The sequence below is a fragment of the Actinophytocola sp. genome (genome assembly GCF_035634895.1).
Taxonomy (GTDB): Bacteria; Actinomycetota; Actinomycetes; order Mycobacteriales; family Pseudonocardiaceae; genus Actinophytocola.
This window is the reverse complement of sequence record NZ_DASQCC010000112.1, coordinates 46701-58314: the sequence shown is the minus strand read 5'-3', so window position 1 is coordinate 58314 and position 11614 is coordinate 46701. Positions and strand designations below refer to the sequence as shown.

13 protein-coding genes are annotated in these 11614 nt (G+C 70.1%); 5 read left to right on the top strand and 8 right to left on the bottom strand.

All coding sequences use genetic code 11. From position 1 onward, the window contains the following. Positions 1–354: 354 nt before the first annotated feature. From VET29_RS16295 to VET29_RS16285, 3 genes are read right to left on the bottom strand one after another with little or no spacing between them, the layout of a single operon-like run. Positions 355–1215: a PHP domain-containing protein gene (locus VET29_RS16295; protein ID WP_324920961.1), complete on the bottom strand. Its 861-nt coding sequence runs from the start codon at positions 1213–1215 to the stop codon at positions 355–357. A 26-nt stretch (positions 1216–1241) separates the two neighbouring features. Continuing rightward, entirely contained in the window at positions 1242–1802 is a 561-nt protein-coding gene (locus tag VET29_RS16290; protein ID WP_324920959.1) for a PH domain-containing protein, read from the bottom strand. 18 nt (positions 1803–1820) lie between these two features. After that, a complete protein-coding gene (locus tag VET29_RS16285; RefSeq protein ID WP_324920957.1) occupies positions 1821–1985 on the bottom strand; it encodes a hypothetical protein in 165 nt (54 codons plus the stop codon). A 147-nt stretch (positions 1986–2132) separates the two neighbouring features. Between VET29_RS16285 and VET29_RS16280 the strand changes: the two genes are divergently transcribed. Then, positions 2133–2525 carry an NUDIX hydrolase gene (locus VET29_RS16280; RefSeq protein ID WP_324920954.1) on the top strand — a complete coding sequence of 131 codons (393 nt, stop codon included), beginning with the start codon at positions 2133–2135 and terminating at the stop codon, positions 2523–2525. Positions 2526–2580: 55 nt separating this feature from the next. Here VET29_RS16280 and VET29_RS16275 read toward each other — a convergent pair whose 3' ends face one another. Further along, the gene (locus VET29_RS16275; protein WP_324920951.1) at positions 2581–3666 is read right to left on the bottom strand and encodes a DUF2332 domain-containing protein; all 1086 of its coding nucleotides are present in this window, start codon (positions 3664–3666) and stop codon (positions 2581–2583) included. Between the two features lie 4 nt (positions 3667–3670). Continuing rightward, the gene (locus VET29_RS16270) at positions 3671–4177 is read right to left on the bottom strand and encodes a MaoC family dehydratase (protein ID WP_324920949.1); all 507 of its coding nucleotides are present in this window, start codon (positions 4175–4177) and stop codon (positions 3671–3673) included. A 299-nt stretch (positions 4178–4476) separates the two neighbouring features. On the opposite strand from VET29_RS16270, the gene corA reads away from it, so the two are divergent. Next, complete coding sequence (gene corA / locus VET29_RS16265; RefSeq protein ID WP_324920947.1) at positions 4477–5556, top strand: magnesium/cobalt transporter CorA; 1080 nt, start codon at positions 4477–4479, stop codon at positions 5554–5556. Between the two features lie 69 nt (positions 5557–5625). Continuing rightward, the gene (locus VET29_RS16260; RefSeq protein WP_324920944.1) at positions 5626–5751 is read left to right on the top strand and encodes a hypothetical protein; all 126 of its coding nucleotides are present in this window, start codon (positions 5626–5628) and stop codon (positions 5749–5751) included. Positions 5752–5835: 84 nt separating this feature from the next. On the opposite strand, the gene VET29_RS16255 is transcribed toward VET29_RS16260, so the two are convergent. The 3 genes from VET29_RS16255 to eccB all read right to left on the bottom strand — a co-directional run bounded on the left by VET29_RS16255 (position 5836) and on the right by eccB (position 8916). After that, on the bottom strand, positions 5836–6900 hold the full coding sequence (locus VET29_RS16255) for a WXG100 family type VII secretion target (protein ID WP_324920940.1): 1065 nt from the start codon (positions 6898–6900) through the stop codon (positions 5836–5838). After that, complete coding sequence (locus VET29_RS16250) at positions 6897–7208, bottom strand: hypothetical protein (protein ID WP_324920938.1); 312 nt, start codon at positions 7206–7208, stop codon at positions 6897–6899. Before VET29_RS16250 ends, VET29_RS16255 begins: the two co-directional genes overlap by 4 nt. 85 nt (positions 7209–7293) lie before the next feature. After that, on the bottom strand, positions 7294–8916 hold the full coding sequence (gene eccB, locus VET29_RS16245; RefSeq protein WP_324920936.1) for a type VII secretion protein EccB: 1623 nt from the start codon (positions 8914–8916) through the stop codon (positions 7294–7296). A 435-nt stretch (positions 8917–9351) separates the two neighbouring features. Here eccB and eccE point away from each other — a divergent pair, with 435 nt between their 5' ends. Both eccE and VET29_RS16235 read left to right on the top strand, forming a co-directional pair. Next, positions 9352–10623 carry a type VII secretion protein EccE gene (eccE, locus tag VET29_RS16240; protein ID WP_324920932.1) on the top strand — a complete coding sequence of 424 codons (1272 nt, stop codon included), beginning with the start codon at positions 9352–9354 and terminating at the stop codon, positions 10621–10623. Positions 10624–10809: 186 nt separating this feature from the next. Beyond that, the gene (locus VET29_RS16235) at positions 10810–11517 is read left to right on the top strand and encodes a hypothetical protein (protein ID WP_324920970.1); all 708 of its coding nucleotides are present in this window, start codon (positions 10810–10812) and stop codon (positions 11515–11517) included. Positions 11518–11614: the final 97 nt, after the last annotated feature.

The following is an 11614-nucleotide window of genomic DNA, read 5'->3' as shown; positions in this document are numbered from 1 at the left end:
ACCGCCGCACCGCCGCACCGCCGCACCGCCGCACCGCCGCACCGAGCGGATGATGCTCTCTGTCGGCTCAGCGATCCATTGCCGCCTCAGCCATCCTCAGCCGACTCAGCCATCCACAGCCGCCCAGCCGGCTCGCCCAGCCAACCCGACGCGGGCCCGACAGGCCCCGCTCCAGCGAGAGCGCCGAGGACGCCGAGCCCGATCATGCTGGCGATGAGCGAGAGGTGCACGAGGGCGTCCGGATGTGGAACGACACGAGCGAGGCGTCCGTGCCGAACCGCCAGAAGAGCAGGCAGGCGACCCACCCTCGATGAGGAACGCACTCGGCCGCAGACTCAGCCCGAACCCAACCCCTCAGCCCTCCACCACCGCGACTCCCGTCGCGCGGCTCGCGATCTCCGCCAGCTGGTCGGGGTCGGTGGTCTCCTGGCCGAGGCCGATGACCTTGTTCGTGCCATGGTAGTCGCTGGAGCCGGTGGTGATCAGGCCCAGCTCGTCCGCCAGGCGGCGCAAGCGTTTGCGGGCATCTTCGTCGTGGTCGGGGTGGTTGACCTCCACCCCACCCAGCCCCAGGCCGGCCAGCTCCTTGATCACGTCGGCGGTCACCGTCGGGCCCCGGTGGGTGGCGAAGGCGTGTGCCAGCACGGTCACCCCGCCCGCGGCCTGGATCATCTCGAGGGCGGCCTCGATCGGCGTGCGGGAGCTTGGCAGGTAGTACCGGCCCCGGTCGTTGAGGAACCTCGCGAACGCCTCGTCGACCGACGACACCACGCCCGCCCTTATCAACGCCATCGCCAGGTGTGGGCGGCCGGCCGTCGATCCCTCCGGGATGGCCGCGAGCAAGCTCTCGCCGCTGACGGGAAACCCGTCAGCCGCCATCCGGTCCGCGATCTTCGCCAGGCGGCCGCGGCGCTCGGCGCGGGCTCGGGCGTACTCGCTGACCACCGCCCGCGCGTCCGGGTCGAACAGGTACGCCAGCAGGTGCACGGTGCAGTGGCCGCCACGGCCGTCAGGGCTCACGCACGACAGCTCGGCGCCCCGGACCAGGCTCAGTCCCGGCGGCAACGACGCCTCCGCCTCCGCCCAGCCCGCGGTGGTGTCGTGGTCGGTTATGGCCAGCACGTCCAGACCCGCGGCCGCCGCGTTGGCCACCAGCTCCGCTGGTGTGTCGGTGCCGTCCGAGACGGTCGAGTGGGTGTGTAGATCGATCCTCACGGTCCCTATTGAACGCGAGATCCCCGTCAGCGTGGCATCGGCTTGCGCTGGGCAAGGCGCTGGGCCTTGATCATCGAGAAGCGCTTCGCCTGCGCCTCCTTGTCACCGAAGGTCAGCTCGGAGATCGCGTCGTAGACCTGCTCCGGCTTCGGCAGGTACTCGAGGCGGTTCAGCGCCTGGATCTGACCGGCGGACTCCACGATCATGGTGCCGTAGCCCAGGATCCGCCCCAACACCGGACGTTCGTAGGTCAGGTCGGTGACCTTGCCGATCGGCATCATCAGCACCTTCGTCGTGATGATGCCGGTCGTCATCATCATGCGTTTGTCCGTCACCACGATCCGCTCCACCCACCAGTTGATCACCACGTAGGTGAAGCGGAGCAGCACGAACAAAGCCGCGTACCACAGGATGTTCTGTACCAGCCACATCGCCGGCGGCAGCAGGTACGACACCATCACGGCGACCGCGAGCAGCGCGACCGTCTCGAAGATGTCCCACGCGAGGCAGGCCCAGTGCATGCGCACCCGGATGACTCGCCGTTCGGTGTCGAGTAGGTACTCGTCTGGGTCCCGTGGGGCGAACATGGTTCGACGGTACCGGGATCAGCCGTTGAATACCGAACGCACGAACGTGATCAACGCTTCCGCGGCTTCCTGCAACGTGTTGAGGATGCTGTTGACGATCGACGCGGCACCTTCGGGTTGGGTGACGAGGAAGAACACCAACAACGCCGCGCCAGACAGAATCAGGACCTTCTTGACTTTCACCGGGTGTTACTCCGTGTCCTTGGGGTGGGTTGCTGCACTTTGTTCTTGAAAATGGTTGTACCCCACGATCTGACCGAGCGGGAGGCCATTACTGCTCTTGGGGCAAGGACTCGGCACGTGCGTGGGTTCCGGCTACGCTTCGTGTTCGTGGCCGATGAGTTGATCAGGTGTGTGGGGGCGGTCGTGCACGACGCGGCCGGCCGGCTTCTGCTGGTCCGCAGGGCCAACGAGCCAGGCCGTGGGCAGTGGTCACTGCCCGGCGGCCGCGTGGAGCCGGGTGAGAGCGACGCTTCCGCCGTCGCCCGCGAGCTCCGGGAGGAGACCGGCCTGGAGGTGCGGGTCGGTTCCTTGGTCGGAAGCGTACAGCGGGGGCCGTTCTTGATCTTCGACTACGCCGCCGAGGCGGTCGGCGGTCGGCTCGGTGCGGGCGACGACGCCACCGCGACAGCCTGGGTGACCAGGGCGGAGTTCGACGAGCTGGACCTGGTGGCACAGCTCGCGGACACGCTCGCCGACTGGCGGGCCCTGCCCCGCGCGTGATGCCGTGCGGGACCGTCCGCCGAGGGCTCTGCCGCGCGACGAGTCCTTCGTGGCCTCACGCCAGCCAGTGCATCCGCTCCCCGTGCCAGGACGTCCTGGCGAGCGGGGTCGTCTGCTCGGCGCCGCCCGTCCAGCGGGTGCAGGACAGCACCGCCTGCGGCGTGTCCAGTGCCGGATAGTCCGGAAGCAGGCCGGCGGAGTACTCCTCCAGGCTCACCCAGAACGTAGGGCGGGCTGCGGCCAACTCAGCGACAGCAGCACGGAAGGCTGTCACCCGTTCGGCTGAAAATGGTCGCAGTGCGTTGCTGGTGAGTAGTACGACCGGGAGATCGTCGGGGATTCGCCCGGCCGCGCCGGCGAGGTCCGCGACGGGGTCGCCCTTGACCAGGATCGGCGGCTTCTTGTTGCGTACGGTCGCCGCCGCGCCCAGCTGGCGCAGCCGGTCCGGCTGGTCCGGCCACACGCACGCCTCGAGCCAGGCGTACTCGTCCTCGTCCGCGAGGTCTACCGGATCGTGGTCGAGCCCGACCCGCGCGGACACCTGCAACCGCTTCGGGATCGTCGGGCCCTTCTGCCCCGGTTCCAGCCGCAGCGCGCAGTGCAGGCCCAGCGCCGCCCGCCCGGGGCCGGCCGCGACCTGGCCGGCCTGCTCGGACTGGTACCGGTACGAGTACAGGTCCATGCCCAGCAGCAGCGCCGCGCACGAGCCGACCTCCAGCAGCCCGACCGGACCGCCGCCGGCCTGCCGCGCCGCCAGCGCGACCGCCGGGTAGAACAGCGCGGCACGGCCGACCTCGTTGCCGCGCGGCACGGTGCGGGTCGCGACGAGCGCGCGGACCCGGTCGGCCCGCTCCAGCGCGAACGCCCGCCACATCCCCCAGAGGCCGGCGTCCGGCCCGTACGAGCCGCCGAGCGTCGGGTAGTAGTTGGTCAGCTCGTGGAACGGCTCGGCCTGTAGCACCCGCTGGACGGCGGCGAGCAGCAGCTCGGGCTCGGGGGCGGGGGCCACCGCGAGCAGGCGCGCGACGTCCTCGTCGGCCGCCGCGTTGACGGCCAGGTAGCTGTAGAGCGGTGACGTCTTCTCGACGTCCGTGCCGAACCGCCGCAACCGTTCGCGAATAACATCCAGTGCGGCGTTCATACGCCTAGTTTGCCCGAGGCTCCGGCCGTCCGGGTTGCTCGCCGCCCCGCGCGTCGCCGTATGACCTCCTGGGGACCATCACCTTGCGCCGAAAGACGCACACGACGGTGCCGTCCTGCTTGTAGCCGCGCGTCTCGACGTACACGACGCCGCGGTCGTCCTTCGACCTCGACGGGGTCTTCTCGAGGACCTCGGTCTCGCCGTAGATGGTGTCGCCGTGGAAGGTCGGCCTGACGTGCCGCAGCGACTCGACCTCCAGGTTGGCGATGGCCTTGCCGGAGACGTCGGGGACGGACATGCCGAGCAGCAGCGAGTAGATGTAGTTGCCCACCACGACGTTCCTGCCGAAGTCGGTGGTGTTCTCGGCGTAGTTGGCGTCCAGGTGCAGCGGGTGGTGGTTCATCGTGAGGAGGCAGAAGAGGTGGTCGTCGTACTCGGTGACCGTCTTGCCGGGCCAGTGCTTGTAGACCTCGCCGACCTCGAACTCCTCGTAGTAGCGACCGAACTGCACGTGCCAACCTCCTTGTCGCGACCGGGCACGAGCAGTCTTTCAGGTGGAGTACCCTTGACCACTGGTGTGTGAGTGAGCCCGCACCGACATTCGACCCGAGGAGGTGAGGACGCAATGAGCGACCCGCATAACCATGCCGGCGCCATCGGTCGCAGTAGCACCAGCGTCCCCGCCGGAAGGTTCTTCAGCCAGCACAGGGTCACCCGCTAGGACAGGCAGGCCCAACTGGTTCCGGGCGGACGCTCCGGCGCCCTTCGTGGCGCGTCGTAGTTCCGAACGAAACCCAGCTGGAGGTCACCATGCCTGCGATCCCCTCGCTCGGCAACCTGAGAGGCCGGGTGAACCGCCGCCACCAGAACCATCAGGTGAGCGCGGAGGAGTTGGCCCACGTCGTCGACTGCGCGGTGTACGTCGAGGGCGAGCGGCTGCCCGGGCAGTGGTCGCCGCTGGAGGCGATCACCGAGGTCCGGCGCCGGCGCGACGGGTTCGTGTGGATCGGGCTGTACGAGCCGGGCGAGGAGCAGCTGCAGGGCATCGCGGAGGTGTTCGGGCTGCACGAGCTGGCCGTCGAGGACGCGGTGACCGCCCATCAGCGACCCAAACTCGACCGGTACGACGAGACGCTGTTCATGGTGCTCAAGACCGTCCGGTACATCGAGCACGAGTCGCCGACGACCGCGAACGAGATCGTCGAGACCGGCGAGATCATGGCGTTCCTCGGCAAGCAGTTCATCGTGACCGTGCGGCACGGGAAGCACTCCAGCCTGAGCGAGCTGCGTGAGGAGCTGGAGGCGGCGCCGGACCGGCTGAGCATCGGGCCGGCGGCGGTGCTGCACGCGATCGCGGACCGGATCGTGGACTCGTACCTGGCCGTCAGCGAGGCCTTCGAGAACGACATCGACGTCATCGAGGCGACGGTCTTCGCGCCGCGGTCGCCGATCGGCGCCGAGCAGATGTACCTGATGAAGCGGGAGATCCTGGAGCTGCGCCGCGCGGTCATGCCGCTCGCGGTGCCGCTGCGGCGGCTGGCCGAGGGCTACACGCCGCTGGTGCCCGAGGAGGTCCGTTCGTACTTCCGCGACGTCGACGACCACCTCACGACCGTGTCGGAGCGCGTGGCGAGCTTCGACGAGCTGCTCACCACGCTGGTCGACGCGACGCTCGCGAAGATCTCGCTGCAGCAGAACATCGACATGCGCAAGATCACCTCGTGGGCCGCGATCCTCGCGGTGCCGACCATGGGGGTCGGCGTGTACGGCATGAACTTCGACTACATGCCGGAGCTGCACTGGCGGTTCGGGTACCCGCTCATCATGTGCGTGATCGTCACCGCGTGCCTGATCCTCTACCGGATCTTCCGCAAGAACCGATGGCTCTAGCTGGACGGCCCGTTGCCGTCCAGCGACCCAGTTCGGCCAACCGTTCGTTCGTGTTGAGGGAGGTTCCCCATGCCCAGGCTGTTCGCCAACCCACGTTTCTGGATGATGATGTTCGTTCTGACCTGGCTCTCCGTTGTCACGGTGCTCATCGCCATGGGGTCGGACATCGCCCCCGACACCGCGGGCGCCCGCTGACCCCATCGATGCGCTGAAGGACGCCTCGCCCGCGTGCGGAGGCGTCCTTCAGCGCGTTCGCCGGCGGCGGGGCCTAGTCAGGGCCTAGTCGTCGGCGCCGATCACCGGGGTGCTCGCGCGTTCTGGTTTGCCGAAGATGTCCTGGGGGTTGCCGACGACCCGTGCGCGTGACTTGTGCGTCTGGTCGCCCTGGCCCTGCCCCTGACCGCCCATCATCGGCGACATCGGCATCATGCCGCTTCCCGTGCCACCCTTCGAAGCGCCGGCGCTGGCCGCCGCGGCCGCGCCGCCGGGTGCGGCGGTCGAGTGTGGCGCCTGCTCACCGGCCACCGTGGAGTTGCCGGGCGCCAGCGGGGAGTCCATCGCGGCCGCCGCGGCGGCACCGCCGCCGAAACCGCCGCCGCCCAGGCCCCCGCCGAAGTCACCGAGACCACCGCCGAGTGCCGCCGCGTCGGTGCCGGTGTCCACCGGAACGCCGGTGTCACCGGGCGCCGGCGCACCGGGCGTCGACGGCACGACGTACGACCAGTCCTCGGCCGGGTAGGTGTGCGCCATCGTCACCCCGCCGAACGCGCCGTCGCCCTCGGCTCCCTCGCACAGCTGGACGAACGCCTCCAGCACCTGGCGGACCGCCTCGAACAGCTCCTTCGTCGGGCGCCGCATCAGGTCCAGGTACTCGCGGGTGCGGGCGTCGCCCTGCACCGGCAGGGACATGGCCTCCGACGCCGACTCGGCCGTCTCCGCCATCACGCCGGCCAGCTCGACGACGATCTCGCGGATCGAGTCGGCCGTCTGGTCCAGCACCTCGGCCATCGCGGACATGGCGTCCGCCAGGTCGTTGCCGGCCAGGCCGACCTGCTGCATGTACCCGATGAACGACTGCGCGGCCTCGCCCTCCCACGCGGCGTCCAGCTTGCCGAGGGGCTTGTTCAGCGCGCCGGTGACCTGCTCGACGCCCTCGCCGACCGTCCGCCAGCGCTCGGCCTCGGCGTGCATGTCGCTCCACCGGCCGACCACCGGCGCGAAGTACTCCTCGACCGGGTCGTTGACGCCGAGCTGGCGCGCCAGGCGGGACAGGTAGGCGAGCTGCGTGGTGATCTGGCCCTCGATGTCCTTGCCGTCCGGGGACTGCGTTACCTCGATGGTCACTGGAGCTCCCGCGTGATCGCGAGCCTGCTCGACTCGTCGGTGTCCAGGTAGGCCCTGGTCACCTCGCCGAGACCCTCCGACACCCCGTGCATCGCCTCGACCGCGCGGGCCAGCTGGTCACGCAGCAGCCCGGCGGCTCTGGCGTACGCCTCCGGCGTGCGCAGCTGACGGCCGAGCTGGCCGAACGACTCGTCGTCCAGCGGCTCGATGGCCATCGTGCCAACGCCCTCGGCGAGGGCGTCCCCGCTTTCCGCGGCCAGTTTCGCGTAACCGCCCACCCAGGCGGCGTCCAGCTTGATCCCGGTCACCGATGTCACCCTTCGTCAGGCATCCGACGATAGGCGAGGCGGCTGTCGTGCTGTGGTGCTTGCGAAAAAGGTTTGCGAACAGAACTCAGCCGCCGCCGGAGTTCTTCGTCGTCGACGGGTACTCGCCGCCGGCGAACGGGGTCGAGTCGTAGCTCTGTTTCACGTCCTTGACGCTCAGCGAGGCACCGTTCGGGAGCAGCCGGATGATGTTCTCCGGTGCGGGCACCGCGTTGTCGAGGCCGAGCCCGTCCGCGGTCGCCTTGTCCGGGATGCCGTACTTCACGCCGCGGTCGGAGACCAGGGTGAGCTGGCCGGTGGCGAAGTCCTCCCGGGACGTCGCCTGGCGGACCACCGCGCCGCGACCCGGCGGCATGAAGAAGTGGTCGATGCGCACACCGTCCGCACTGGGCGTCGATATGTCGACATACGACGGGACGCCCTTCGAGTCCGTCGAGATGCCCGGGAGGGTGTCGCCGATGTACACCGCCGTGCGCTCGTCGGCGTTGCCCCCGGAACCCGTGTAGCTCCAGCCGAGGCACGCGACCGGGTTGGAGCCCGGGTCGAGCACGTCCGTGGCCTCCGCCGGGTAGGTCGAGTCGTCGATCACCTTCGGGTCGTCGAGCCCGGAGACCCTGTCCGGGTTGACGGCCTTGATCTCCGGGGCACCCGGGTTGTCGAAGTACCGGATGAGGTCCGCCGTGGACTGCTTGACCAGCTGGATGCCGTCCTTGAGCAGGACGTAGTACTTGGTCTCCTCGCCGGCCCGCTCGACCTTGAACACCGAGCCGACCTTGCGCAGGTCCGGGTCGTCCAGGGCGATGTTGGAGTTGGTGCCACGGCCGGGGATGTCAGGCGGCCTCAGCTCGGCCTTCTCCGGGATGGCGTTCAGCATGCCGGTCGTGATCACGCGGGGTGTCTTTCCGGTGAGGTCGAGCGCCGAGCGGACCGCCGGCTCGGTCAGGTCGACCTTCGCGCGGACCGCGCTGGTGTTCGGCAGGTTCGCCGTGCCGGGCGTCCGGTAGACGAGGTAGGTCTGCCCGTCCGGCGCCTTCACCAGCAACGACTGGTCCTGCGGCAGTAACTTCCCGAGCCCCTTGACGCCGGCGATCACCGTCGTCTCGACCTTGTTCTCCGACGCGGGATCGTTCAGGTCCTTGTTGAGGAGGTACTGGTCGCAGACCGTCCACACCGAATCGATGCGCTGGTCCGCGCTGGGCAACAGGTCCGGACCGTCCGCGATGCCGACCTTGCGGCCCTTGGGGATGTCCCGCAGCTGGTTGTCGTCGACCACGCTCGGCGCGACGACCTTGACCGCGCCGGGGGCCGGCGCGGCGCCACCCGCTCCCTGCTGGTCCTGCGAACCCTCCTGTTGCTGTGCCATCAGCAGAAGCCGCGCGGACGCGAGGTTGAACACCGGGATCAGCTTGCGGTCCGGCTTCGCGATGAGCACGTACACCTGGCCGGACGGCTTGCCGATGACGATCCCGTCCGAGCCCGGCGCCTTCGCCTGCGGCGAGAGGATCCCCCAGATCAGGAAGCCGATCAGACCGATACCCGCCAGACAGACCCCGACGACCGTGGCACGGCTGTGCGTGCGCATCGGGTCGTGCAGCATCACCGCGTCCTTGCGGACCAGCGCCGACTGCATCCTGCGCAGCACGAAGCGATACGCCTGGACCTGTGACTTGGTGGTCGGTGTACTTGGCATTTCCGCCTCTGCAGCTCCCCGATCGCGGTACGGTTCCGCAGAATAGCCGTACGGGTGTCGGTTGCACGTTGGTTCGAAGCTAACGGCACAATCGGTGCTGGTGGGAGCCACGGGATGAGGGGAAGTAGCGAGCGGATGTCGGTGAGCACACCTCCACGGCACGGCGACGGCCGCACCCCGCCGGGACAGCCGCCGAGACCGCCACAGGGCCCGGTCGGCCCCCCGCCCGGCAACGGCGGACGCGGCATGCCCGGCGGACCGGGCGGCGGCGTTCGTGCTCCGGCGGTCGCCCCCAACGGCCGCGGACAGGCCGGCCCAGGAGGTCCCCCGCCAGGACCCGGCGGTCCTGGTGGCCCCGGCGGTGGTGGCGGTGGTGGCAACGGACCCGGTGGTCCGGCCGGTCCACCGCAACCCGCGACACCCCCGCGCCCGCCCATGTCGGCACGGCGCCGCACCCGTGGCGCGAGCCTCGGCTCGCTGCCGGTGTCGAACCTGGTCGTGCTGGAGGTCGCGTTCGCGATCGGGCTGATCATGCTCGCGATCAACATCGACCTCGTCTACGTGTCGATCGCGATCACCGTCATCGGGCTGGTCGTCGCGCTCATCCGCTGGAAGGGCCGCTGGTTCACGCAGTGGATCGGCCTCACCATGCGCTACGCGTTCCGCACGCACGCCCGGCTGTCCAGGCCGACCAAGCCGGTGAGCATCGAGGGCATCGAGGACTCCGACATCACTCCGGTGACCGGCCCGGACGACCCGCGCGTCGCGCTGCTGCGCCTCGCCGTGCCCGACCTGGTGGTCGCACACGGCACCGACCACGAGCGGCGGCCGCTCGGCCTCGCCTGGCACGACGGCACGTGGACCGCGGTGCTGCTGGTCGACCCGGCGCCCGGCCTGGTCACCCAGCTCGGCGGGGCCCCGAACCTGCCGCTCGGCGCGCTCGCGCCGTGCCTCGAGGACCGCGGCGTGGTGCTCGACAGCATTCAGGTGCTCTGGCACTGCTACCCCGGCAGCGCCGCACTGCCACCGAACTCACCGGCGCTCGCGTCGTACATGGAGCTGCTCGGCCCCCTGCCGGCCGCCGCGCGGCGCACCACGTGGGTCGCCGTCCGGCTCGACCCGCGCCGGTGCCCGGCCGCGGTGCGTGAGCGTGGCGGCGGCGTGATCGGCGCGCACCGCGCGTTGATCGGCGCGCTGTCCCGGGTACGCAACGCGCTCGAGTCGCGCGGCGTGCCGACCCGCCCGCTGGACCCGGACGAGCTGCTCAAGGCCGGCATCTCCGCCGCGGAGCTGACCGGTGCCCTGAACGTGCCGGCGACCCCGCCCGGATACCAGGGCCCACCGCCGACGACACCCCGCGCCAAGCTGACCGAACGGTGGACCGGCGTGACGGTCGCCGGCATCGGCCACGCGAGCTACGCGATCACCGGCTGGTCCCGCGGCAAGCCCGCGACCAGCCTCAACGCGCTGACCGGCGTGCGAGCCCTGTCGTCGACGGTGGTCGTGTCCATCTCACCCGGTGGCGAGGAGAACCAGGTCGGACTGCGTGGGCTGGTGCGGGTCAGCGCCCGCACGCCGAGTGAGCTGGAGTACGCGGACGGCCGACTGTCGACCATGTCCGACCGGCTGGGCATCACGCTCACGCCGCTGCGTGGGCTACAGGTGGCCGGTCTGGCCGCGACGCTGCCGCTTGGAGGGAGGGCGTGAGCATCGCGAACCATCAGACACCGAACGACCAGCGCCCGCCCACTCGGAGCCTGCGAGGAGAGGGCGAGGTGCGGTCGTGAGCGAAGCCTGCGGAGCGAACCATCAGACACCGAACGACCCGCGCCCGCCCACTCGGAGCCTGCGAGGAGAGGGCGTGGTGCGGTCGTGAGCGAGTCGTCGAGGCTTATGGATCTCCAGACCGGCAACGGTCTGGCGCAGGAGTTCATGGTCTCTCCCGCGATCCTCGACGCGATCAGCCCGACCGGCGACCGCGGCGGCATGATGCTGGGCTCGTCGCAGCAGGGCGAGCCGATGACGATCTCCGCGCTGCGTCCGGCGCCGACGAGGCTCGTGCTGGTGGGCGGCCTCTACCTCGCGCGGCAGGTCGCGTTGCGTGCCATGGCCGTCGGCGCTTGGGTCGTGGTCGCGACCGGGCGGCCGGCCGCGTGGCAGGTGTTGCAGAAGGCGGCCGGCACCGGTCCGGACGGGCGGCCGGCGCCGCTCGTGCAGATCCGGCGCCTGTCCCCGGTCGAGCTGCCGCGGCCGTCCGAGGACGCACCGCTGCTGGTCGTGCACGACGGCGGGCCCACGCCACAGGAGCTGTTCCCGCCACGTTCTCCTTGGCAGACAACGGTTTACGTGCTGCCGTACATGCACCCGCAGGCCGGCGCCACCGCGAACGCGGCGGATCTCGTGCTGCTGCAACGGTTGCCGGTCGGTCAGGCACAGCTCGCGGCCCGCGTGTGGCGGCTGCCGCCGCCGATGGTGCACGAGCTGACCACGCTCCCGGACGAGGAAGTCGTTGCGCTGGGCCACATGCTGTGGAAGCGGATGCGGCTGATCACGAACACCAAGGAGCAGCAGATCCTGGGCCCGGTCCGCCGCGGCGACTAGCCCTGTCCGCCTCCCCGGGGATTTTGTGTTGGTCGCGTTTCGGGGGATGGTGCGGTTTTCGGGGGTGGATGGTGGCTGGGTTTCGTCACGTTCCCCT